The sequence below is a fragment of the Streptomyces sp. NBC_00726 genome (genome assembly GCF_045161735.1).
GTDB lineage: Bacteria > Actinomycetota > Actinomycetes > Streptomycetales > Streptomycetaceae > Streptomyces.
The window spans coordinates 6,563,015-6,587,355 of sequence record NZ_CP108983.1; the positions used below are offsets into that span (position 1 = coordinate 6,563,015).

The following is a 24,341-nucleotide window of genomic DNA, read 5'->3' on the forward strand; positions in this document are numbered from 1 at the left end:
GCGTCGTGCCGCCGCTCTCCTTCGCGCAGGAACGCCTGTGGTTCATGGAGCAGTTCGCGCCCGGCACCGCCGCGTACAACATCCCCGTCGCGCGCAGGCTGCGCGGCACACTGGACCGGGAGGCACTGGCCCATGCCCTGGCCACCGTCACCGCCCGCCACGAGACGCTGCGCTCCCGCTACCCGGTGACCGACGACGGCCGCCCCGTACTGGAGATCGCGGAGCCCGCGCCCGCGCCGCTGCCCGTCGTGGAGGCGCGGGAGGAGGAGCACGCCGCACGGCTCGTGGACGAGGCGGGGGCCGAGCCCTTCGACCTGGCCGCCGGTCCTCTGCTGCGTACCCTGCTCGTACGCGTGACCGACCGCGACCACATCCTGCTGCTGGTCGTCCACCACAGCGTCAGCGACGGCTGGTCCAGCGAGATCCTGATCTCCGAGATCCTGCGCTGCTACGCGGCCCGCATCGCGGGAGACGACGACCCGCTGCCCGAACTCCCCGTCCAGTACGGCGACTTCGCCCAGTGGCAGCGCGACCGGCTGAGCGGAGACGTGCTCACCGCCGAAGTCGCCTACTGGGCGGACGAGCTCGCCGGAGTGGAACCGCTCGTCCTGCCCACCGCCCGGCCCCGCCCGGCGCGGCAGACCTTCGACGGGGCCGGCTACGGATTCCAGGTGGACCGCGCGCTCCTCGACCGGCTCGCCGCCCTCGGCAAGGCGCACGGCGCCACGATCCACATGGTGCTGCTCGCCGCCTTCCAGGAACTCCTGGCCCGGTTCAGCGGCCAGCGCGACTTCGCGGTGGGATCACCCGTCGCCGGCCGGCCCGAACCGGAACTGGAGGGCCTGGTCGGCATGTTCGTCAACGTCCTGGCCCTGCGCGCCCGGCTCGACGGCGACCCCACCTTCGCCGAGCTGCTGGAACGCACCCGCGAAACCTGCCTGGAGGCTTACGCCCACCAGGAGTTGCCGTTCGCCCAGCTGGTCACCGAACTGCACGTGGAACGCGATGTCTCCCGCTCCCCGGTCTTCCAGGCGGTGCTCGCCGTCCAGAACTACGCCACCGGGCGCCAGGCCACCGCCGGTCCGGACCTGGACGTGGAGACCTACGGCCTGCGCGCCTCGGGCACCCGTTTCGATGTCGAACTCTTCCTGATGGAGTGGCCGGACGGGCTGCGCGGCGCCTTCAACTACAACACCGACCTCTTCGCCGAGGCGGACATCGCCCGGCTCGCCGCCCACCTCGACCGGCTGCTGCACGCGGTGGCCGACCGCCCCGACGCACCGCTGTCCGGCATCGACCTGCTCTCGGACGACGAACGCGCCCTGGAGACGGAGCACTTCAACCGTACGGAGGTGCCGGTACCGGCCGACGCCACCCTGGTCTCCCTCATCGCCGAGCAGATCGCCCGCACCCCCGACGCCACCGCCGTGACGGCCGACGGCCGACGGCCACAGCCTCACCTACGCCGGACTGGACGCCGCCGCCGACCGCATCGCCGCCCGCCTCGTCGCGGCGGGCACCGGTCCCGGGGGCGTCGTCGCGGTCGGTGCGGAACGCTCCCTCGAACTCGTCGCCGCACTCCTCGCCGTTCTGCGCACCGGTGCCTGCTACACCCCGCTCGACACCGAATACCCGCCCGAACGGCTCGCGTTCACGCTGGACGACAGCGGCGCACGGGTGCTCCTGACCCAGCGGACCATCCCCGTCCCCGAGGGCTGCAAGGCCACGGTCCTCCACCTCGAAGACGACGACCTGTCTCGCGGGAGCGCTCCCATGACGCCGGGAAACACTCCCGCGCCCGACGACCCCGCCTACCTCATCTACACCTCCGGCTCCACCGGCCGCCCCAAGGGTGTGCCGAACACCCACCGCGCCATCGTCAACCGGCTGTTGTGGATGCAGCGGAGTCACCCCATCGGTCCCGAGGACTCCGTGCTCCAGAAGACGCCGGCCGGGTTCGACGTCTCCGTCTGGGAGTTCTTCTGGCCGCTGATGACCGGCGCACGTCTTGTGCTGGCCCGTCCCGGCGGCCAGAAGGACGCCGCCTACCTCGGCGAACTCATCCGCTCCGCACCCGTGACCGTCGCCCACTTCGTCCCCTCCATGCTGCCGCTCTTCCTCGCCGAGGAGGGCGCGGGGCGGTGTACGGACCTGCGCCGCGTGGTGTGCAGCGGCGAGACGCTGCCGCCCGACACGGCGCGCGCCTTCCGCGAGGTGCTGCCCGGCTGCGCCCTGGCCAATCTGTACGGGCCCACGGAGGCGGCGGTCGACGTGTCGGCCTGGGAGTGCGAGGGGCCGTTGGACGTGGTCCCCATCGGCTTCCCGGTCGACAACATCCGCCTCCACGTCCTGGACCGGGCACTGCGGCCGGTGCCCCCGGGCGCACCCGGTGAGATCCACATCGCCGGGACCGGGGTCGCCCTCGGCTACCACCGGCGACCGGGGCTCACCGCCTCCCGGTTCGTCCCCGACCCGTACGGTCCGCCGGGCTCGCGCCTCTACCGCACCGGCGACCTGGGCCGGCGCCGCCCCGACGGGGCCCTGGAACACCTCGGCCGCGTCGACCAGCAGGTCAAGCTTCGCGGCCTGCGCATCGAACCCGGCGAGATCGAGGCGGCCCTGCGCGCCCTGCCCCCGGTGAGCGAGGCGGCCGTCGTCGTACGCGAGGACACCCCGGGCGACAAGCGGCTCGCCGCCTACCTCGTCCCCGCCGGCGAGGAGCCCGCGCCCGACCCGCAGGAACTGCGCACCGCGCTCAAGCGGGTGCTGCCCGATTACATGGTGCCCGCCTCCTTCACCGCCCTGCCCGCCCTCCCGCTCACGCCCAACGGCAAGCTGGACCGCCGCGCCCTGCCCGCCCCGCAGATCCACCGGACGACCGGCGCGGCCAGTACGCCCGGGAGCCCGGCGGAACGGGTGCTCGCCGAGGTGTGGGCCGATGTGCTGGGACTGGACGAGGTCGGTGTGGACGAGGACTTCTTCGACCTCGGCGGCCATTCGCTCCTCGCCACCCAGGTCGTCGCCCGCGCCCGCAAACTCCTCCCGGAGGCGGGCGCCCGGCCGGTCAGCGTGATGGACCTGTTCACCTGCCGGACCGTCAGGGACCTGGCCGCGTTGGCGGACACCCCCGAGGACGCCCGGGGCCCCCGCAGACTGCTGCACCGCCTCACCCCGCAGGCCCCGGCCGGACACCCGCGCGCCACCCTGGTCTGTGTCCCGTACGGCGGCGGCAGCGCGGTCGTGTACCAGCCCGTCGCCGAACTCCTGTCAGAAGGCTACGAGTTGTGGTCCGTCGCCATCCCGGGCCATGACGTCGGCGTGACGGAGGAACACCTGCCGTTCGGCCAACTCGCGGAGAGCCTGGCCGCCGAGATACGCGAACGGGTCAGGGGCCCGCTGATCGTGTACGGGCACTGCGGCGTCGGCACCGCGCTGGCCGTGGCGACCGCGCGACTGCTCGAAGCCTCCGGCCGCGAACTCGAAGCGGTGTACGCGGGCGCGCAGTTCCCCTTCGCCAAACCACGCGGACGGGTTCTCGGCGCACTCTCCAAGGTGGCCTCGCTGGAATCACTGCTCGGCAACCGGGTGTACGTCAACTGGCTCACGGGCATGGGCGTCGACACCTCCCAACTCGACCGCGAGCAGACCGAATTCATCGTGGGCAACATGCGCCGCGACAGCCAGGCCGCCGAGGAGTACTTCACCGGGGCCATCGCGGACGTCGAGGCCGGTGCCCCGAGGCTGCGGGCCCCACTGGTGTCGCTCGTCGGCGACCGCGACCCGGCCGCCGACTTCTACCAGGAGCGCTACCGGGAATGGCTGCTCCTCGCTGAGCGCTCGGCGGTCGCCGTCATCGACCAGGGCGGCCACTTCTTCGTGAAGTACCGGGCCGCCGAGGTCGCCGAGGCGGTCACGAGCGTCCACCGGGCGGTCCGCGCGGAGGCCACCGAGACCCTGCCCGAGCGCTCCCCGGACGCGGCCTGGTGGTTCCACGCCGAGACCGGGCCGCCGGGTGGTGCCGAGGCGGACCCGGCGGCCGGGGGCGGTGCGAAGGACGCGGGCGCCCCGGCGCCGGGTGCGGCACGCTTCCTCGCCGTGGTGCTGGGGCAGTTGGGGTCGATCGTGGGCTCCGCGCTCACGGAGTTCGCCCTGCCCATCTGGATTCTGCTGGAGACCGGCTCTCTGGCCCGGTTCGCGCTGTACTCCGTGGTGGCGATGCTGCCCGGCATCCTCGTCGGCCCGCTGGCCGGTGCCGTCGTGGACCGGTTCGACCGGCGCAAGGTGATGCTCGCGGGCGATCTCGCTGCGGGGCTCAGCCAGGTCGCCATGCTGTGCCTGCTGTTCGGCGGTGTGCTGGACACCTGGTATCTGTACGTGCTGCTCGGCGGCCTCTCGGTGGCACTCACCTTCCAGCGCCTCGCGTACAGCTCCGCGATCCCGCAGCTGGTCCCCAAACGCTATCTCGGCCACGCCAACGGCATCGTCCAACTAGCCTTCGGTACCGCCCAGTTCGTTGTGCCGCTCGTCGCGGTGGCGCTGATGGCGGGCATCGGTCTGCGCGGCATCCTGATCCTCGACATCGCGAGTTACGTGGTCGCCGTCGCCGTGCTCGTCTGCGTCAGGTTCCCCCACACCCTGCCCTGGACCCGCCGGGAACCGGTCGTCGAGGAGATCAGACAGGGCTTCGCCTACACCTGGCGGCACCGGGGCTTCCGCTCGATGCTCCTGTGGTTCGCCGGCCTCAACCTCTTCCTGTCACCGCTGTTCCTCCTGGTGACGCCCCTGGTGCTGTCCTTCGACACCCTGGACGGGGCGGCGGCGGTCGCCACGGCGGGCGGGGCCGGGGCCGTCGCCGGCGGGCTGATCATGGGGGTGTGGGGCGGGCCCCGCAGACACCGGGTGCGCGGGATGCTCGCGCTGGCCGGGGTGTTCGCCCTGGCCGGGGCGGTGACCGGGCTGCGCGCCGACCTCTGGGTGATCGGTGCCGGTGCCTTCGGGATGTCCTGCGCCATCGCCCTGGTCAACGGGGTGTACTCGACCATCGTCCAGGTCAAGGTCCCGCAGCGCTTCCACGGCCGCGTATTCGCCCTGAACACCATGGTCGCCTGGTCCACCCTCCCCATCGGCCACGGACTCGTCGCCCCCCTGGGCGCCCGGCTGTTCGACCCCTTGCTGGCCGACGACGGAGTGCTGGCCGGCAGTGTGGGACGGGTGCTGGGCACGGGGCCGGGACGCGGGATCGGGCTGATGTACCTGCTGTGCTGCCTGGTGATGCTGGCGCTGGTGGCCCTGGCCCTGCGGCTGCCCGTCCTCGCCCGCTTCGACCGCGAGGTGCCGGACGCCGAACCCGACGACCTCATCGGACTCAGGGAACGCGCGGCCGCGCTCGCCGCTGCGGGGGACGACCGGTGAGCCCCGCCGCGCCCCCGCGCTCCCTGACCGAGCTGCTGGTCCACCGCGCCGCCCGCCACCCGGAGCGCGTCGCCCTCCGCAACGGCCCGCGCGCCCTGGACTTCGGCAGCTGGCGGGACCGGGCCGCCGCCCTCGCCCATGGCCTGCGCACCCGCGGCCTGCGCCCCGGCGACCCGGTCGGGCTGCGCTACGGCAGCACGGAGTGGACCGATTACGCGGTCGCCTACTGCGGGGTGCAGTGGGCGGGCGGCATCGCCGTACCCCTGTCCGACCGGCTGGCCCCGGCCGCCGCCGCGCACATCGTCGCGGACAGCCGGTGCGCGGGCGTCCTGCACGGCGCGGGCGGGCCACCGCCCCGGCTGCCCGCCGGGGTGTGGCGGGCGACCGGCGACGACTTCGGGTCCGGGTCCGGGGACGGGCCGCCGTTCCCCGACCCGTCCGCACCCGCCCAGTACCTCTACACCTCCGGCACCACCGGCCTCCCCAAGGGCGTCCGCGCCACCCACGCCAACCTCGCCCACGGCTGCACCCTGGACGAACGCCGCCGGCCCCTGCGTCACTCGCGCACCTTCCTGCACAGCTTCCCGATCGGCACCAACGCCGGACAGACGATGCTCGTGAACTGCCTGGACACCGCGGCCACCGGGATCGCCGCCCCGCAGTTCACCCCGCTGCGATTCGCCCGGCTCATCGAGGAACACGCGGTCGGCAGCGTCTTCCTGGTGCCCGCCACCGCCATCGAACTCCTCGCGTCCACCGCTCTCACCCGCCGCGACCTCAGCACAGTCAGACTGGTCGGCTCGACGGCGGCGGCGCTCCCGCAACCCGTCGCGCTACGGCTGGCGCAGGCGTTCCCCGGAGCACAGATCGTCAACTACTACACCTCCACCGAGGCCGCACCCGCCCAGATCACCCTGCTCTACGACCCCGACCACCCCGACTCACCCGGCCGGCCCGCCACACTCGACCACCTGCGCATCACCGACGCCGAGGGGCGCCCGGCGGCCATCGGCGAACCCGGCGAGATCTGGCTGCGCTCACCCACCGCACCCCGCGCCTACCTGGGCGCGCCCGACGCGGACGCCGAGGTCTTCCGGGGCCGCTGGGTGCGCATGGGAGACATCGGGCGGCTCGACGCGGACGGCTACCTCCACCTGCTCGACCGGGAGCGCGACGTCATCAAGTCCGGCGCGCACAAGGTGTCCACCATCCAGGTCGAGAACGCGCTCCACGCCCACCCGGACATCGCCGACGCCGCCGCCTTCGGCATCCCGCACCCCGTGCTGGGCAGCGTCGTCGCCGCCGTCGTCGTGCCCCGGCAGGGCGAGCCGGACACCACCCGGCTGCGGGCCTTCCTGCTCGACCGGCTCGCCGCGCACGAACTGCCGGCCCGCATCCTCTTCCGCACCACCCTGCCCCGCAACGAGGGCGGCAAGGTCCTCAAACGCGAACTCCACCGGCTCCTGGACGACGAGGCGACCCCATGACCCCCTCCTTCGCAACACCGGCCCCGCTCGACCCGGCCCAGCACGGCCTCTGGGTCACCGAGCAGACCCGCGACACCGGCTCGGCATACCACCTCAGCCTCGCCCTGCACATCCAAGGCCCCCTGGACCCCGCAGCCCTGACGACCGCCTGGGGCGAGTACGTACGGGCGACCCCCGTGCTCGCGTCCCGGACCGACCCCGCCGGGCCGGGCCTGGTCCCGGGCGAGGCACCACCCCTGCGGCTGGTCACCGCCGCGCCCGGCGACCTCGGCAAGCTCCGCGACGAGGAGACCGCCGCCCGCTTCGCACCGGGCGAGGCCCTGGCACGCGCCACGCTGTTCACCACCGCCCCGGACCGCCGTCTGCTGCTCGTCGTCGCGCATCACCTCGTCTTCGACGGCGAGTCCAAGGACCTCCTGGTCACCGGAGTGGCCCGGGCGTACCGGGCGGTGACGGGCGAGGAGAGCCGGCCGGCCCCGGCGTCCGAGGCACCGGCACCCCCGGAGCCCGTCTCCGACGCGGCCGTCCGGGACGCGACCCGCTTCTGGGCCGGCCGCCCGCACGACACCCCCGCGCCCGCCCTCCCCGGCCTCACCGCCCACCACACGGACCCCGTCGCCCCGGCCCCCGGCAGCGCCTGCGGCTTCCGGCGCGACGGGGAGTGGCACGCCCGCCTGGTCACCGCCGCCGCGGCACTCGGCGTCACCCGGTTCGAACTCCTCACGGCGGCCTGGCACGCCCTGCTGCTGCGCTACGGCAACACCGCCCCCGCCACCGCGATCGAGCTCTCCACCCGCGTGCCCGGCGCGCCCCGGCAGGTCGGCCTGCACGTCAACGAACTCCCCCTCTTCACCGACCCGCGCCCGGAGCTCACCTTCGCGGACTTCGCCCACGCGGTCCGGGCCGAGCTGCGCGCCCTGTACGCCCACCGCACCGTCCCCCTCAGCCGTGCGGTGCGCGGACTCACCCCGCGCACCGCGCTGTGCCCGGTCTCCCTCAGCTACCGGCGGCGCGACACCTCCCGGCCCGCCGACTTCGGCCCCGGCCTCGCCGTGCGCACCGAGTGGACCGGCTTCGCGCGCACCGCCCGCAACATCGCCCATCTCCAACTGGTCGACGCCCCCGACAGCCTGGAAGGCAGCCTCCAGTACCGCACCGCCGCCTTCGAGAGCGAGGCCCCCGCCCGCATTCTGGACCACTTCCTCACCCTGCTCGACGGCACCCTGGCCGCCCCGGACACCGCCCTCGGCAGGCTGCCGGTCCTGCCGCCCGAGGAACGCGCCGCGCTGCTCGCCGACACCACCCGCACCCCGGGCAACGCCCGCTCCACCCTGCCCGCGCTGTTCGCCGCCCAGGCCGCCGCGACCCCGGACGCCGTCGCCGTCATCGAGGGCGACACCTCCCTCACATACGCCGAACTCGACGCGGCCGTACGCCGCCGCGCCCACCTGCTGCGCGCCCGGGGGGCCGGTCCCGGTGCCCTCGTCGGCATCGCCCTGCCCCGCTCGGCCGCCCAGCTCGTCGCCGCCCTCGGCACGCTCACCGCAGGTGCCGCCTACCTGCCGCTGGACCCCGACCACCCGGCGGAGCGCCTGGAATTCCTGCGCGCCGACTCCGGGATCACCCTGGAGACCGCCACCGACCCGGGGCCGGAGGACCTGGACCGGCTGTCCGACGCCCCGCCGGCGCCCGCGCCACCCGCCCTCACGGACCCCGCCTATGTGCTGTACACCTCCGGCTCCACCGGTGTGCCCAAGGGTGTCGAGGTGTCGCACGCGGCCCTCGCCAACCTCCTCGCGGCCCTGCGGGACACCACCGGCACGGGCCCCGGCAGCCGCTGGCTGGGGCTCACCTCGCTGTCCTTCGACATCTCCACCGTCGAACTCTTCCTGCCTCTGGTCACGGGCGGCACCGTCGTCCTCGTCCCCGAGGGCCGCCACCGCGACGGCACGGCACTTGCCGAGCTGGTCGACCGGCACCGCCTCACCCACGTACAGGCCACCCCCAGCGGCTGGCGCACCATGCTCGCCGCCGGGCTCCACGCACCGGACCTGGTCGCCCTGACCGGGGGAGAGGCCCTGCCCGACGTCCTGGCCCGCGAACTGCGCACCGCAGTGGGCCGGTTGGTCAACGTGTACGGACCGACCGAAACGACGGTCTGGTCCACGGCCGCCGAGCTGGGACCCGACGACCCCGTGACCATCGGCCGCCCACTGGCCAACACCCGCACCTACATCCTGGACGCCCGGCTCCAGCCACTGCCGCAAGGGCTGACCGGCGAGCTGTACATCGGTGGTGACGGCGTCGCCCACGGCTACCGGGGCCGCCCCGGCCTCACCGCCTCCCGCTTCGTCCCGGACCCGTTCGGCCCGCCCGGTGCCCGCCTCTACCGCACGGGCGACCTGGTCCGGCTCACCGCCGACGGCCGCATCGCCTTCGCGGGCCGGTCCGACACCCAGGTGAAGGTGCGCGGCCACCGCATCGAACTCGGCGAGATCGACACCACCCTCGGCAACCACCCGCAGATCGCCCAGGCGGTGACGGTGCTGCGGGAAACCCCGGACGGCGGGCCCGGCCGGCTGGTGGCCTACGTGGTGCCCGCGTCCGGCCACGTACCCCTCACACCCCAGACACTGCGCGACCACCTCGCCCGCTCCCTGCCCGCGGCGGCCCTGCCCGACGCCTGTGTGACGCTCGACGCGATGCCGCTCACCCCCAACGGCAAACTCGACCGGGCCGCCCTGCCCGAACCGCCGCGTGAACGGGCCACCGGCGAAACCCCCGAGGACCCGGGCGACGAAGGCATCACCGCCACCGTCCTCGCCATCTGGCGCGAGGTGCTGGACCTCGACGACCTCGGCCCCGACGAGGACCTGTTCGACCTCGGCGGCCACTCCCTCACCATCACCGCCATCGCGGGCCGCATCCGCAAGGAGTACGGCGTCGCCGTGCCCTTCGACGCCTTCTTCGACAGCCCCACCGCCCACGGCATCGCCGCGTGCGTCGCCGCACTCATCGAGGAGAACCAGTGAACACACCCGCCCTCCGCTACCTGGTGGCGGTCAACGACGAGGAACAGCACGCCCTTTGGCCCGCCGGAACCCCCTTGCCCGCCGGGTGGCGACCCGAGGGGTTCAGCGGCACGGAGGACGAGTGCGTGGCCCACGTCGACCAGGTGTGGCCCGACATCAGGCCCCTCGGCCTGCGCCGTCGCCTGGCCGCGAGGGAGGACAGTTGAGCACCGCCCAGGACCCGGCCACCGAGCCACGCGCCCGGCTCGCCGGGCTGATCAGCGACGCCATGGACGGGCAGCTCGCCCCGGCCGAGATCCTCACCGCCCGGGGCACCCTCACCGAACTGGGCGTCAGCTCCCTGGCGCTGCTCCGGCTCGCCGACACTCTGGAGGACGAGTACGGCGTAGAACTCGACCTCGCCGACCCGGCGTTCCACGAGGAGAACATCGACAGCCTGGCAGCCCGGCTGGTGACGGAATGAACGACCTCGCCACCGCCCGCACCCTGCACATCCCCTTCGCCGGGAACAGGGCGGGCACGGCACCCCTCACCTGGGGCCAGCGGGCGATCTGGAACGCCATCCTGCGCACCGCGCCCAACGACGTCTACTTCAACATCGGACGCCTCCTCCCACTGGGCGAGCGCGGCCGGGTCACGGACCTGCCCCGGCTCGCCACCGCACTCACCACTCTGATGGAACGTCACGAGGCGCTGCGCACACGGCTGTACGACGACGAGGACGGCGAGCCCCGACAGTCGCTCACCGACTGCGGCGCCCTGCCGGTCACCGTGGTGGACGAGCCCGACCCGGCACGGACCGAGGCCACCGCACACGCCCTGCTGGACGAACTCACCGCCACCCGCTTCGACTACGCGCGGGAATGGCCGCTGCGCGTCGGCGCGGTCTGCCACCGGGGCCGGGTCACGCACGCGGCCCTGGTCCTCTGCCACCTCGCGGCCGACGGCCACGCCGCCGAACAGGTGGTACGCGACCTGCGGTTGCTGGTGCGCCGGGGCTCGGCCGGGCGGGCCCCGCGCACCAACCCGCTCGACCTCGCCCGGGACCAGCACGGACCGGCCGGTGTACGCCGCAGCGAACGGTCCCTCGCCCGGTGGGAGAGCTTCTACCGGACCATGCCGCCGACCATGTTCCCCCGGCGGGCCGCCACACCCCGCACCCCCCGCTTCTGGAGCGGCCGGCTGGTGTCCGAGGCGCTGATGCGGGCGACGGACACACTCGCGGCCGTCCACCGGATCAGCGGGTCGACGGTCCTGATGACCGCCCTGGCCGCCCTGGTCGCCGCCGAGGGCGGCCACCCCGCGGCGGCTATGACGCCCATCGTCGCCAACCGGGCCGCCGACGACCGGCGGGACCTGGTGGCGATGCTCTCCCAGGACGCGCCGTTCCTGCTCGACACGGCCGGCGCCGAACGGTTCACGGACCTCCTGCCGGTGGCGTGGCGCGCGGCCCTGGCGGGATACCGGGCCGCGTCCTACGACCCGGTCGCCTGGGAGGCCCTGCGCGAGCGCGTCGGCCGGGAACGCGGCACCCCCGTACACCCGTACTGCTGCTACAACGACCAGCGGTTCTTCGTACGCCCGCCGGACGAAGGGCCGCCGCCGGGTGCGGCGGGGCTGCGCGCGGCACGGGCCCGCACGGAGTTCGGCTTCCCGGCCACCGAGGACAAGCTCGGCTGCCGGTACTGCGTCCACGTCACCGAGGAGGAGGGCGTCCTGGCCGTCATGCTCACCGCCGACACCGCCTACCTCCCGCCGCCCAGGATCAGGGCACACCTGTGGGCACTGGAGGAGCTGGTCGTCGCCTCGGCGTGCGGCGACGCCCCGCTCCTCGCCGGCCTCCCGGCCCTCCTGGCCCGCGCGGAGGCGGCCGCCTGACGTGTGATCAGGTCCTGCTCACGGCTGCCGGGGGCGGCGCCCCCACGCGGAGATCATCGGCGCTGTCGCGAGGTCCAGGCGGCCGGTCCCGACGTGTCCCAGATGGCGGTCGATCTCCTCGTCGGTGGCCAGCCCCGCCGCCACCAGCCGGCCCCGGATCTGCCGCACCGTCGCCGCCTCCAGGACCGTGCACGCCGGGGAGGTGATCGGGAAGTACGCATCGGCCCGGACATCGTCGAGACCCGACTCACGCAGCAGCCGGGGCAGCGTCCTGCCGTACTCCAGATCCGCGCCGCGCCCTGCCATCAGCGACCGGAAACCCGAGCGCAGCCGGTTCGCGAGCCGCTGCTCCGGCCCCGACTCGTCCGGGCACAGCAGCGGCTGCAACCCCGGATCGGCGTCCTCCAACAGCAGCACACCGCCCGGCCGCAGCGCCCGGACCATCCGCCGCAGCGCCTCCGCGCGGTCGGTCACATGCACCAGGACCAGCCGCGCGTGCACCAGATCGAAACCGCCCTCCGGCGGCGGGTCGGCGGCCACATCGTGCTCCACCACCTCGATCACCCCACCGGCGACCCCCGCGGTCCAGGACACATTGATGTCGGTGGCGACCACCGCCCCGTCCGGGCCGACCCGCTCCGCCAGACCCAGCGGCACGGACGGCCCGCCCGCACCGACCTCCCAGCACCGCATGCCGGGCCCGATGCCCAGCTGGTCGACATGGCGGAACGTCACCGGGTCGAAGAGTTCGGAGAGCGCGCCGAAGCGGATGCCCGCCTCCGACTGCTGGTTGTCCAGGAGATAGCCGTCACCGGATGTGTGCTGAGCCATGGCGCAATTCTGACAGCCTGGCAGGAAACGGCCGGACGGCCCGCCCCGGCCCGGAAAACGGTTCGACAGGCGGGCACGCCACGCCGTGTGATGGTCCGGACCGCCCGCCACACGCAGTGGGCCGAGGACAGGGAACCGCCGTTGGCAGCCACGAGCGACCGCCCCGCGATCGACACCCCGCTGGTCAGGCGGCTGGTCGACAGCCAGTTCCCGCAATGGGCCGGACTGCCGCTGGAACGGCTCGCCCAGGCCGGTTCCGACCATGTGATCCACCGGCTCGGCCGTCAGCTCTCCGTACGGCTGCCGCGTTACGCCGGTGCGATCGGCCAGGCCCGCAAGGAGCACACCTGGCTGCCCCGGCTCGCCCCGTACCTCCCGCTCGCCGTCCCCGTGCCGGTCGCGGTGGGGCAGCCCGGCTTCGGATACCCCTGGCCGTGGGCGGTGACCCGCTGGCTGGACGGCGAGCCTGCCACCGTCGAGGCCCTGGGCGACTCGCGCGAAACCGCCGTGGCGCTCGCCGGATTCCTGACGGCCCTGCGACGCTTCGAGCCCGTACCGCTCACCCCCGACATCGACCGCACCGCGGACTCGCTGCGCGGGCGGGACCCGGCCACGCGCGCGGCGATCGCGGCACTGGACGGTGTGTTCGACGCCGGGGCCATGACGAAGGTGTGGGACGAGGCACTGGACGCACCCGCCTGGGACCGGCCCCCGGTCTGGGTGCACGGCGACTTCCACACCGGCAACCTGCTCACCCGCGACGGCCGCCTCAGCGCCGTCATCGACTTCGGCGGGCTCGGCCTCGGCGACCCGGCCTGCGACATGATGATCGCCTACACCCTGCTCTCGGCGGACAGCCGGTCCGCCTTCCGCACGGCACTGGGGCGTGTCCGCGAAGTCCCGTCTGGCCCGGACGACGCGACCTGGACACGGGGACGCGGCTGGGCCCTGGCCACGGGGCTGAACGCCTACACCTTCCACGCCGCCACCGACCCGCGGGTGGCCGCGCAGACGACCCGGCAGATCAACGCCGCCCTCGCAGGCTGAACACCCCGGGACCCGGTCACCCGCGCGGAACACCGGCAGGCAGACTGGGTGCCGTGACGACACTGAGCAAGGGCGCCAACATGCCGGTGACCCCATCCGCCGTCCGGGCCGTGCTGAGCTGGACCGCAGGGCCCGGAGTGCCCGACGTCGACGCCTCCGCGCTGGTGCTGGGCGCGGACGGGCGGGTCCGCTCGGACGGCGACCTCGTCTTCTACAACCAGCCCCGGCACGCTTCCGGGACCGTCCGCCACCTCGGCAAACAGCCCGGCGCCGACACCCTGGAGGCCGACCTCGCCGCGCTGGGCCCCGACGTGGCACGGGTCGCCCTGTGCGCGTCGGCCGACGGCGGCACGTTCGGGCAGGTGCCCGGGCTCCGGCTGCGGCTGCTGGACGCCGGGTCCGGCGCGGAGCTGGCCCGCTTCGACATGGCGGCCGGCCCGGAGACCGCCTATGTGTGCGGGGAGCTCTACCGGCGGGCCGGCGGCTGGAAGTTCCGGGCCGTGGGCCAGGGGTACGCGAGCGGGCTCGCCGGCCTGGCGACGGACTTCGGTATCAGCGTGGACGAACCCCGTACGGCGCAGGCGCCCGCCGCTCCTGCTCCCGCTCCTGCTCCTGCTCCGCCGAGCCTCGGCAAGGGTGAGGAGCACCTGCCGGTCGACATGCGCAAGCGCCTCTCGCTGCGCAAGCAGCAGGTGGCCGTCAGCCTGAGCAAGCACGGCCTGGACCGGCTGACCGCCCGGGTGATCCTTGTCCTCGACGCCTCCGGATCGATGAGCGCCCTCTACTCGCGCGGCACCGTCGCCGGGGTCACCGAACGCATGGCCGCCGTCGCCGCACAGCTCGACGACGACGGCGCGATGCAGGCGTGGACCTTCGCCTCCAACCCGGCCCGGCTCCCCGACCTGACCATCGGCGAACTGCCCGAGTGGCTGCGGCTGCACGTGCGGGTCGGCCAGGTCAGCCTGTTCGGGCGGAAGAAGCCCCGGAAGGGACTGGTCCCCGGGCAGGTCGACATGCGCGCGGTCGGCATCCAGAACGAGGAGCAGAAGGTCATCGCCGAGGTCCGTGCGTACGTACGCACCAACCCGGTGCCCGCACCGACGCTCGTCCTGTTCTTCTCCGACGGCGGTGTGTACCGCAACAACGAGATCGAGCGCGAGCTGCGCGCCGCGGTCGAGGAACCCGTCTTCTGGCAGTTCATCGGCCTCGGCCGGGCCCAGTACGGAGTGCTGGAGCGGTTCGACACCATGCCCGGCCGCCGGGTGGACAACGTCGGCTTCTTCGCCGTGGACGACATCGAGCAGCTCTCCGACCAGAAGCTGTACGACCGGCTCCTGTCGGAATTCCCGTCCTGGCTGAGTGCGGCCCGGCAGGCCGGCATCCTCCGCTGAGCCGTACGGGTCATGAGCCGCCGGACCGCCGGGTTACGGCACGTACGGCCGCGAGCCACCGGCTTACGGTGGCGGCCGGCCACCCCCGGCTCACGGAAGGCTCGTCCATGAAGATCACGGTCATCGGCGGTACCGGACTCATCGGCTCCCAGCTCGTGTCGAAGCTGCGCGAGGCCGGGCACACGGCGGAACCCGCCTCCCTGTCCACCGGTGTCGACCTGCTCACCGGCAAGGGCCTCGGCGAGGCGCTCACCGGCGCGGAGACGGTCGTCAACGTCACCAACTCACCCACCTTCGACGCCGCGTCCCCCGACTTCTTCCGCACGACCATGGGCAACCTGCTGACGGCCGGTGAGCAGGCCGGTGTACGACACCAGGTCGTGCTGTCCATCGTCGGAGTCGACCAGGTGCCCCAACTGGACTACTACCGGGCGAAGACCCTCCAGGAGGAGCTGCTGCGCAACGGGCCCACCGCATACTCCATCGTGCGCGCCACGCAGTTCTTCGAGTTCATGGACGCCGTCATGTCGTGGACCTCCGACGAGGACACCGTCCGGCTCCCCGGCACCCGCGTCCAGCCCATCGCGACGGCCGACGTGGTCGCCGCCCTCGCCGACACCGCCGCCGGCGCGCCGCTGAACGGAACGGTCGACGTGGCCGGGCCCGACGTTTACCCGCTCGACGGGCTCGGGCGCCTCACCCTGGCCGCCCGGGGCGACCGCCGCACCGTCGTCACGGACGACCGGGCGGGCATGTTCGCGGCCGTCGAGGGCGACGTGCTGATCGCGGGGCCCGGGGCGCGCATCGCCCCCACCTCGTACCAGGAATGGCTCGCCGGGAACCGCTGAGACGAAAGGGCGGCCACTCGGTGCGAGCCGGAGCCCGCACCGAGTGGCCGCCCTCTTTCCGGCCGGTGTCTCAGGTGTTGTTGGCCAGAGCCAGCAGCCGGCTGGCGCTGCCGTTGAACCGGTCGCGGTCCACGGCTCCCGAAATGCCGCCCACCGAACCGGAGTCGGTGTACTGCCAGAACGTCCAGTACGGGAAGCCCTTCGGGATGGTGGGGCTCGCCGCGCTCGTCCAGTGCGCGGTGAACAGCGGGCTGCGCGCCGACATGCCGCTCCAGCCGCCCGTGCACGAGTTCCACCAGCTCGCACTGGTGTAGATGACGACGTCACGGCCCGTCTTGGCCTTGTACGTGTTGTAGAAGTCGAGGATCCACGACCGCATGGCGGAAGCCGACTTGCCGTAGCAGCCGCCCTCCAGGTCGAGCATCCCCGGCAGGGTCAGGTTGTCCCGCGACCACGCGCCGCCGTGGCCTGCGAAGTAAGTGGCCTGGGCCGCTCCGCTGGACAGGTTGGGACGCGCGAAGTGGTACGCGCCCCGGATCACCTTCGCGTTATAGGCGTTGAGGTAGTTGGCGTTGAAGTTGGGGTCCTTGTACGTGGTGGACTCGGTGGCCTTGATATAGGCGAACTTGATGCCCGCCGACTTCACCGACGACCAGTTGATCGAGCCCTGGTAGTGCGAGACGTCGATGCCGGGGAGCGTCGTCGCCTGGATGGAGGCGCTGCTCTCCGGAGTGAGGTCCACGTGCCGGTTGTCCGGGGCGAACGTGTCGCCGTCGGCGATATAGCCGGCGCCCATGTACCCGTCGCCGAGCGGGATGGCCCCACTGGACGACGCGGGCGGCTGCGGCGACGCGGAGGCCGGCACAGCGGTGACGGTGGGCACCGCCACCATGCCGAGGCCGACGGCACCGAGGGCCACCAGCTTGCGGAGTGCGGGTCTGCGGCTGCGGATCGATAACACGGGAGCCTCCTGGGGGGAGCGGCGCGATGGGGGTCTACTCGCGTGGGGGGTCTACTCGCGTAGCATGTGGAGCGGTTCCGAGCGTAGCGGCGGGTCCGGGAGATGGCCTGTCACGGAGTGCGGGGGGAGCCACTCTCTTGACGAGGGCACGCCACGAGTGACGCATGAACACCGCTGCGTCGTAAAGGGTTTCGGATGGGTGACTGTGGTCCAGTCCAGTGAAGAATCCACCGAGCTGGGGCGACACCGCCAACCGGGTGAGAAGTTTCACTCCACTGAAACCCCGGCGCGCGCCCGGCGGTCCGGGAGGCGGACACCACGGCCCCCGCCGCGACGCCGGTCCGCCGGCAGGCGAACCCGACGCCCAGAAGCCGGGCCCGACCGCCATGCTTTCCGGACCGCCCGAGCCAGGGCCCCAATCGGGCCCGCGGAGACGGCATTCGCCACCGGCCTACACTGCCCGGATGGAATCGGTCACGCTGGACGCACTCGACCTGCGGCTCCTGCACGCCCTCCAACTCGACGGCCGGGCCCCCTTCAGCAGGATCGCCGAAGTGCTCGACGTCTCCGACCGCACCGTCGCCCGGCGCTTCGGCAAGCTCCGCGCCGCCGGCATCGCCCGCATCGCCGGAGTGACCAACAGCCACCGCCTCGGCCACGCCGAATGGCTCGTCCGGCTGCGCGTCCCGCCCGCCCGGAGCACCGCCCTCGCCCGCGCGCTGGCCCACCGCCCCGACACCGCCTGGGTGGCCGTGCTGTCGAGCGGCACCGAGATCGGCTGCGTCTTCCGCGTCGCCGGGGAGGGCCCCGCGCCGCTGGCCGCGCTGGGCCGCCTGCCGTACGTCAGCCACGTCGAGGCACACCGCGTGCTGCGCCCGGTCATGGAACGGCGGTGGTCCGGCCGGAACCTGGCGCTGACCGACGCCCAGATCGCCGTGCTCACGCCCGAGCCGGCCGCCGACCCCACACCGGTGGAGCTGACCGGCCTCGACCGCCGGCTGCTGCCCGCCCTGGCCGCCGACGGCCGCGCCGCCTACCCGGACCTGGCCCGGCGGACCGGCTGGTCGGAATCCGCCGTACGCCGACGGCTGCACGAACTGCGCCGCATGGGCGTGCTCCAGCTCGACGTCGAGATCGACTCGGGCCTCTTCGGCTTCTCCGTGCAGTGCATGCTGCGGCTCTCCATCGCGCCCGGCAGCCTCGCCCAGGTGGCCCGGGCCCTGGCGGAGGACACCGAGGCGGCCTTCGTCGGCACCATGACGGGCTCCCACAACCTGGTCGCCGTCACCGTCTGCCGGGACGCCGCGGCCCTCGACACGTACCTCACCGAGCGCGTCGGCACGCTCGGCGGCGTCGAACACGTGGAATCCGCGCTGGTCACCGCCTACTTCAGGCGCGCCGCCCCGGAGGGCTGAGGCCCGCCCCTCAGGCCATCTCGGGCTGCGGCTCCAGCTTCGGAACCGCAGCCGTCTTCGGCTCCCAGCGCCGGTCGATGCGTACGTACGCGTAGATCACCGAACACATGGCCAGGATGACCAGCGGGCCGAACACCCACGGGTGGTGGGCCATCTCCAGCGACAGATAGCGGTACGACACCAGGAGCGCGGCGAAGACCACGGTGCCGTAGGTGACCAGACCGACCGCCGGGCGGTCCCAGCCGCGGTCCAGCGCGCGCATCCCGGTCTCGATCGTCAGCGTGAACACCACACCGGCGACGAGGTCCGCGCCGTAGTGGTAGCCGAAGCCCAGGGTCGCGGCGAGCGTGGCGATGAGCCAGAAGGTGCCGGCGTACCGGAGGAACTTCGGGCCCTTGCGGGAGTGGATGAAGATCGCGGTGGCCCACGCGGTGTGCAGGCTCGGCATGCAGTTGCGCGGGGTGATCTCGTCGAACGGCATGTGGTGCGGGGTGCCGACCGGCACCACGGTGTCGGGCCACATGTTGCCCACGGCCCAGTGCCCGCCGTCGGCGCCGAACGCGAAGATCGGGCCGACCACCGGGAAGATCATGTAGATGGCCGGGCCGAGCAGGCCGATCACCAGGAAGGTGCGCACCAGGTGGTGCGCGGGGAAGCGGCGGTCCCTGGCCACGTTGCGCAGCTGGTACACCGCGACACAGACCGCGGCGACCGCCAGCTGCGCGTAAACGGCGTTGAGGAAGTGGGTGCCGGCCGGGCCGGTCGCCTCGACGAGCCGCCCCACCACCCAGGACGGGCTGCCGAGCGCGTGGTCGGCGTTGGCCATGTACTGGTCGAGCACCTCGGGGCGGGTCTTGGAGGTGATGACCAGCCAGGTGTCACCGGTCTTGCGCCCGGCCACCAGCAGCAGACCCAGGCCGACCCCCTTCAGGAGCAGCATGCGCTCCTGGCCCGTGCGGCGGGTGAGGGCGATGACCGTCACACCCACGATCACCCACAGCGCACCGTTTCCGAAGGGGTGTCCCTCCTTGACCGGGGCATCGGCCACCCACCTGATCAAGGCGATGACGACATCGATGCCCGCGGCCACACCGAGCGCGATGAACCGCTGCCTCCAGGTGAGGACCACCATCATCAGACCCATGCTGGCGTACAGCAGGAAGCCCGATTTCGGGGCGATCACGACTTCTTGTACCTGAGTGGTGACCGGCCCCGGCAGACCGTAGTGGCGTGCGGCGATCTCCAGCGCGACGAGGAACGCGAGTGTCACCACCGCCGCCGCAGTCCATAGGATCGCTCGTGGCCGACGCCATGCGGCGAAGGATATTCGGCGGTTTATTCGCGAAAACACCCGCGATGCTCTAGATATCAATTCTCTGGCCGATGTCCTGGGTTTTGGTCAAATAGGTCGCTTTTCATGCCACATGGCATGGTGTGCGGGCGATGAGGGTGGTCGCCGGGGCGGGATCATGCTAGCCGAGGGGTTTCGACGGGTATTTCGGTGGTCGTGTCCGCGTTCGAAACCGGTGTCCCGAATGCGGTGCAGCCCGCCACGACGGGCGGGCTGCGGTGCTCCCTTCCGGAGCGGGGCGGGCGGACGGGACGGTCAGGACAGTGTGCAGCTCACGGTCGGTACGGCTCCGGCGGCCGGTGTGCCCTGGAAGCCGAAACTCGTGTGCGCGCCGGCCGCGAGCGAGCCGTTGTAGTCGGTGCTGGTGACGGTGACGGCGGCGCCGCTCTGGGTGTAGGAGGCGTTCCACATGTTGGTGATCTTCTGGTCGCCGCCGTAGGTCCAGGTCAGCTTCCACGAGGCGGCGGGTGCCGTGCCCGTGTTGGTCACGGTGATGTCCACCCCGAAGCCGCTGCCCCAGTCCCCGTTCACCGTGTAGGCGGCCGTGCAGCCGGTGTCGCCGGTGGAGCCCGTGGTGGTGGCGGTGACGGACGCCGAGGGTGCGGAGGTGTTGCCCGCCGCGTCACGGGCCCGGACGGTGTACGTGTACGAGGTGCCGGACGTCACACCGGTGTCGGTGAACGTGGTGCCGGTGGCGGTGCCGGCCTTGGTGGAGCCCCGGTAGACGTCGTAGCCGGTGACCCCGGTGTCGTCGGACGCGGCCGCCCACGACAGGGAGACGGAGGTGTCGGTGGTCCCGGTGACGGTGAGGCCGGTCGGGCCGGTGGGCGCCTGGGTGTCGTCATCGCCGCCGCTGCCACCGCCGCCGTTGCCGAAGCCGGGCGCCTTGATGCTCGCGAGGTAGCCGTCCTTCACGGTGTCGACCGAGGTCCAGTCGTCCTTGAGGATGCCACCGGTGTCGCCGGAGTTCGGGTTCCAGGACCAGAAGGTCCAGGAGAAGCTGTCGGCCCCGTACCGGCTGGTGGGCCGCAGATAGTCGGCCAGGGCCTTCAGCCACTTCTGGTCGGTGGTGGACTGGAGCGTCGTACCGAACTCGCCGACCCACACCGGGGCGATGTTCTGCTTGAAGATGTAACCCCAGTACTTGTCCCAGACGCCGGGCATGTTGTCCGGGAACGAGGAGTCGGTGAACCAGGGCTGCTGGGCGACGCTGGTCGCGTAGTCGTGCGCCGAGTACACCACCTTGTGCGGCACGCTCAGCTCCACCGGGTACTGCCCGACGCCCATCAGGTTGCCGCCCCACCAGCCGGACACCCCGTCGACGGTCTGCACGCCCTCCACGAAGATCAGCAGGTCCGGGTTGGCGGACAGCACGGCGTCGCCGCCCCGCTCCGCCGCGAGCCGCCAGTCCTTCGTGGTGTCGCCGCAGCCCCAGCAGGCGGGGTCGTGCGGCTCGTTGTGCAGGTCGATGCCGACCACCGCGTCGTTGCCCGCGTACCGCGCGGCCAGCGCCTTGAGGTTGGCGAGCCAGGTGGACTCGGGGACGGCCGAGGTGTACCAGAGCGCCGACTGGCCCGCCGAGTCCGGGCGGTGCCGGTCCAGGATGACCTTCATGCCGACGCTGCCCGCGTGGTCCACGATGCGGTCCATCACCTGGAGCGAGTCCAGGCCCGCCAGGTCGGTGTTCATCCCGGCGGAATAGTTGATGCTCGCCGGTTCGGTGCCGGCGAAGATGTCGTCGCTGTAGGGCAGCCGGATGGTGTTGTAACCCAGCGACCGCATCTGGTCGATCATGCTCTTGTAGTCGCGGGACCAGAGTCCGTGCGGCACGTAGTTGGCGGTCTCGAAGCCGAACCAGTTGATACCGGCGATCCGGACCGGCTGGTCGGCCGCGTCCAGGATCTGCCGCCCGCTGGTGTGCCAGTAGCCGGAGCCGGCGGCGGCCGCGTCGGCCGATGCGGTGTGGGCGCCGGTGAGGGGCAGAAGCAGGGCCGCCGCGGCGACGGCGACGGTTCTGGCGGCTCTTCGGAAGGTGCGGAGAGGGTGAAGCACGGTGCTGGTTCCTCTCTCGGAGGTGCGGTGCGGGGTACGAGCGTGAAATGGGAGCGCTCCCATGTCGCGCAATAAAAGCGATAGAGCAATGAGCATGTCAATGGACGTGCGGCGTTCATGTGTTGAACGCAAGTGGGGCGCTGGAGCTAGCAGTTGCATCCGGTGGCGTAGAACGCGGAGGAGTGTCACCCCGGAGGTGGGCACGAAGAAGCCCGTCGTGAGGGCGACGATGCCTCGCCGACCGCCTCCATGGCGCCCTCCTCCTGTGCATTCTTCGGCTCGCGGGAGGGGGCTCGTGGAGGGGTGTGGGGGTTGCCCGGCCGCGAAAAGGGGTGGACGCGCAACTCTCCATACTGCAAAGATATTCCACATGACGCATGATCATGCATTGCAGGCGAATGACCAACTGACCTGGCCCATCGGCTTTCGCGGGTACACCGGCCACGGTGGGCTGCGCGACCACGGGGACGACATCTCGATCGTCGCCTCGGACCGGCCGGCGGCCAGTGCCGCCGTGTTCACGCAGAGCCTCTTCGCCGGTCCGGCCGTGCTGCTCAGCCGCCGGCACGCCGCAGGGCGCAACCTCCGGGCCGTGACCACCCTGGCGCAGAACGCCAACGTCGCGACCGGGCGCCGGGGCGAGGAGAACGCCGCCGAGGTCGTCCGGCGCGTGGCCGCAATCCTCGGCGTTCCCGAAGGCGAAGTGCTCATCGGCTCCACGGGTGTCATCGGCCGCCCGCTGCCGATGTCCACCATCCTCCCGCACTTCGACCGGACCGCCGAGCAGGGCATCGCCGCGTTCACGGCCGCCCCGCAGGCCGTGGCCCGCGCCATGATGACCACCGACACCCGCCCCAAGACCGCGTCCCGCACCGTCGGGCGGGCGCGCATCGTGGCCGTGGCGAAGGGCGTCGGCATGCTGGAGCCCAACATGGCCACGATGCTGGCCTATGTGTTCACCGACGCCGCGCTGTCACCGGCCGACCTGGACGCCGCACTGCGCGGAGCCGTGGACCGTACGTTCAACTGTCTGAGCGTCGACACCGACACCTCCACCTCCGACACCGTGGCCGTCATCGCCAACGGGGCCGCCGGACCGGTCGACCCCGCGCTGTTCGCCGAGGCGCTGGCCGATCTCTGTCTGGATCTCACCCTGCAACTGGCGAGCGACGGCGAAGGGGCCACCAAGCTCCTGTGTGTCACCGTGGACGGCGCCCGCGACCACGCACAGGCCAAGCGCATCGCCAAGAGCGTGGTGAACTCGCCCCTGGTCAAGACCGCCGTCCACGGCGCGGACCCCAACTGGGGGCGCGTGCTCATGGCCATCGGCAAGAACACCGACGAGACCGACATCGTCCCGGACCGCGTCACTGTGAAGTTCGGTGACATCGAGGTGTATCCCGACGAGCCCGAGGCGGACACCCTGGGCGGACTCGTGGAGCTCATGCGCCGGGACGAGGTGGACATCGCCGTCACGCTCGGTATCGGTGAGGGCGAAGCGACCGTGTACGGCTGTGACTTGACCGCCGACTACATCCGCGTGAACGCCGACTACACCACCTGACCGACGGGCCCGTCGTCGCGGTGTACGCGCACACCGCGACGACGGGCCGGATCACACTCGTACAAAGCACCCCACCAGCACCGCCAGTGAAACCGCCAGCATGCCCAGGCAGTTCACCCAGAACGTCATGTTCAGCGCCCGGGCGCGGATGTGCGCGGCGGCGGCCGCGAGGAAGTAGACCACGATCGCCGCGGTCGTCGTCATGGCCACCCCGGACACCCGGAAGCCGACGAGAAGGCCCACGACCGAGGCGGTCTTGGCGGTGGTCAGCACCCACCACCACTCGCGCGGCAGCCGGACGCCCTCCAGGCAGTCCACGATGAACTTCGGCGGGCGCAGCATCATCGCCGCGTCACCGGCCTGGATGACCAGCAGTACCACCACCGGCCATACGGGGGAGGGGAGTTCGAGGAGCGACATGGGTCAGTTCCCTTCCTGCGCGGTGACGAAGGCGGCGATGGTCCTGAGCCTCGCCGCCGTCTGCTGGGGTCCGGTCGTTCCGGCGGCGAGCAGCATCAGTTCGCCCAGATAGCCGGCGAACATCACCTGCGCCCCGAGCCGGGCGCGCGCCTCGGCCATCCCGCCGTTCACCATCGCGGCCGTCAGATTGCCCTCGGAGAGCGCGCGGAGTGTGCCCAGGGCGGCGTTCTCCGGCCTGCCCCGGGCCAGGGTCCGGAAGTACGCGCGGGCCAGGTCGTCGTTCTCCGCGAACAGGGCCAGGAACGGGTCGAAGTAGTGCGCCAGATAGTCGACGGCGGGCGGTGCGGCCCCCGCCTCCGCCGGTGCGGGCGGGGTCGGGATCCGGTCCGCGATGGCCTGGTCGTACACCAGGCTGAGCAGCGACTCCTTGTCCCCGACCGCCATCACCGCACCCACCGAAACCCCTGCCTCCGCGGCGATCCGACGCACCGTCGTGCTCTGGAAGCCCTGCTGGTGGAAGAGCGTGGCGGCGGCCCCGACGATGCGGGCGGCGGTCCGCCGCTTCTGCTCCGCACGGGTTGAGTGAACGTGTTCAGCGAACATGTTCATAATGTACGAGGACGGCTCCGCCCGGGCAAGAGCCCCGGCCCAC

Annotated in this window: 17 protein-coding genes and 1 pseudogene; 12 read left to right on the forward strand and 6 right to left on the reverse strand. The window is 72.4% G+C overall.

Annotated elements, in window-relative coordinates; translation table 11 throughout:
- Window positions 1-44: 44 nt before the first annotated feature.
- The 7 genes and pseudogenes from OG338_RS29100 to OG338_RS29130 all read left to right on the forward strand — a co-directional run.
- Window positions 45-1,262 (forward strand): annotated as a pseudogene (locus tag OG338_RS29100) (condensation domain-containing protein); the annotation flags it as partial.
- A 229-nt stretch (window positions 1,263-1,491) separates the two neighbouring features.
- On the forward strand, window positions 1,492-5,412 hold the full coding sequence (locus OG338_RS29105; protein ID WP_405940557.1) for an amino acid adenylation domain-containing protein: 3,921 nt from the start codon (window positions 1,492-1,494) through the stop codon (window positions 5,410-5,412).
- Window positions 5,409-6,899 carry a class I adenylate-forming enzyme family protein gene (locus tag OG338_RS29110; protein ID WP_405940201.1) on the forward strand — a complete coding sequence of 497 codons (1,491 nt, stop codon included), beginning with the start codon at window positions 5,409-5,411 and terminating at the stop codon, window positions 6,897-6,899. The genes OG338_RS29105 and OG338_RS29110 overlap by 4 nt, the downstream gene beginning before the upstream one ends.
- A complete protein-coding gene (locus tag OG338_RS29115) occupies window positions 6,896-9,931 on the forward strand; it encodes a non-ribosomal peptide synthetase (protein ID WP_405940202.1) in 3,036 nt (1,011 codons plus the stop codon). The genes OG338_RS29110 and OG338_RS29115 overlap by 4 nt, the downstream gene beginning before the upstream one ends.
- Window positions 9,928-10,137, forward strand: coding sequence for an MbtH family protein (locus OG338_RS29120; RefSeq protein ID WP_405940203.1), 210 nt, complete (start codon window positions 9,928-9,930; stop codon window positions 10,135-10,137). The genes OG338_RS29115 and OG338_RS29120 overlap by 4 nt, the downstream gene beginning before the upstream one ends.
- Window positions 10,134-10,394: an acyl carrier protein gene (locus OG338_RS29125; protein ID WP_405940204.1), complete on the forward strand. Its 261-nt coding sequence runs from the start codon at window positions 10,134-10,136 to the stop codon at window positions 10,392-10,394. Before OG338_RS29120 ends, OG338_RS29125 begins: the two co-directional genes overlap by 4 nt.
- Complete coding sequence (locus OG338_RS29130) at window positions 10,391-11,809, forward strand: condensation domain-containing protein (protein WP_405940205.1); 1,419 nt, start codon at window positions 10,391-10,393, stop codon at window positions 11,807-11,809. The genes OG338_RS29125 and OG338_RS29130 overlap by 4 nt, the downstream gene beginning before the upstream one ends.
- Before the next feature lie 18 nt (window positions 11,810-11,827).
- Here OG338_RS29130 and OG338_RS29135 read toward each other — a convergent pair whose 3' ends face one another.
- Complete coding sequence (locus OG338_RS29135) at window positions 11,828-12,640, reverse strand: class I SAM-dependent methyltransferase (RefSeq protein ID WP_405940206.1); 813 nt, start codon at window positions 12,638-12,640, stop codon at window positions 11,828-11,830.
- A 90-nt stretch (window positions 12,641-12,730) separates the two neighbouring features.
- Between OG338_RS29135 and OG338_RS29140 the strand changes: the two genes are divergently transcribed.
- The 3 genes from OG338_RS29140 to OG338_RS29150 all read left to right on the forward strand — a co-directional run bounded on the left by OG338_RS29140 (window position 12,731) and on the right by OG338_RS29150 (window position 15,926).
- Window positions 12,731-13,687: an aminoglycoside phosphotransferase family protein gene (locus tag OG338_RS29140; RefSeq protein ID WP_405940558.1), complete on the forward strand. Its 957-nt coding sequence runs from the start codon at window positions 12,731-12,733 to the stop codon at window positions 13,685-13,687.
- 80 nt (window positions 13,688-13,767) lie between these two features.
- Window positions 13,768-15,078 carry a VWA domain-containing protein gene (locus OG338_RS29145; protein ID WP_405940559.1) on the forward strand — a complete coding sequence of 437 codons (1,311 nt, stop codon included), beginning with the start codon at window positions 13,768-13,770 and terminating at the stop codon, window positions 15,076-15,078.
- Window positions 15,079-15,185: 107 nt separating this feature from the next.
- A complete protein-coding gene (locus OG338_RS29150) occupies window positions 15,186-15,926 on the forward strand; it encodes an SDR family oxidoreductase (RefSeq protein ID WP_405940207.1) in 741 nt (246 codons plus the stop codon).
- A 70-nt stretch (window positions 15,927-15,996) separates the two neighbouring features.
- On the opposite strand, the gene OG338_RS29155 is transcribed toward OG338_RS29150, so the two are convergent.
- On the reverse strand, window positions 15,997-16,887 hold the full coding sequence (locus OG338_RS29155) for a GH25 family lysozyme (RefSeq protein WP_405940208.1): 891 nt from the start codon (window positions 16,885-16,887) through the stop codon (window positions 15,997-15,999).
- 464 nt (window positions 16,888-17,351) lie between these two features.
- Here OG338_RS29155 and OG338_RS29160 point away from each other — a divergent pair, with 464 nt between their 5' ends.
- The gene (locus OG338_RS29160; protein ID WP_405940209.1) at window positions 17,352-18,302 is read left to right on the forward strand and encodes an Lrp/AsnC family transcriptional regulator; all 951 of its coding nucleotides are present in this window, start codon (window positions 17,352-17,354) and stop codon (window positions 18,300-18,302) included.
- A gap of 10 nt (window positions 18,303-18,312) precedes the next feature.
- On the opposite strand, the gene OG338_RS29165 is transcribed toward OG338_RS29160, so the two are convergent.
- Together OG338_RS29165 and OG338_RS29170 are read right to left on the reverse strand one after the other, a co-directional pair.
- A complete protein-coding gene (locus tag OG338_RS29165; RefSeq protein ID WP_405940560.1) occupies window positions 18,313-19,629 on the reverse strand; it encodes a phosphatase PAP2 family protein in 1,317 nt (438 codons plus the stop codon).
- 279 nt (window positions 19,630-19,908) lie between these two features.
- The gene (locus tag OG338_RS29170; protein ID WP_405940210.1) at window positions 19,909-21,705 is read right to left on the reverse strand and encodes a cellulase family glycosylhydrolase; all 1,797 of its coding nucleotides are present in this window, start codon (window positions 21,703-21,705) and stop codon (window positions 19,909-19,911) included.
- A gap of 370 nt (window positions 21,706-22,075) precedes the next feature.
- Here OG338_RS29170 and argJ point away from each other — a divergent pair, with 370 nt between their 5' ends.
- A complete protein-coding gene (gene argJ / locus OG338_RS29175; RefSeq protein WP_405940211.1) occupies window positions 22,076-23,269 on the forward strand; it encodes a bifunctional glutamate N-acetyltransferase/amino-acid acetyltransferase ArgJ in 1,194 nt (397 codons plus the stop codon).
- Window positions 23,270-23,320: 51 nt separating this feature from the next.
- On the opposite strand, the gene OG338_RS29180 is transcribed toward argJ, so the two are convergent.
- Window positions 23,321-23,689 (reverse strand): DoxX family protein, encoded by a 369-nt coding sequence (locus OG338_RS29180; RefSeq protein WP_405940212.1) that lies wholly within the window; start codon window positions 23,687-23,689, stop codon window positions 23,321-23,323.
- Window positions 23,690-23,692: 3 nt separating this feature from the next.
- Entirely contained in the window at window positions 23,693-24,292 is a 600-nt protein-coding gene (locus OG338_RS29185; protein WP_405940213.1) for a TetR/AcrR family transcriptional regulator, read from the reverse strand.
- Between the last annotated feature and the right edge of the window lie 49 nt (window positions 24,293-24,341).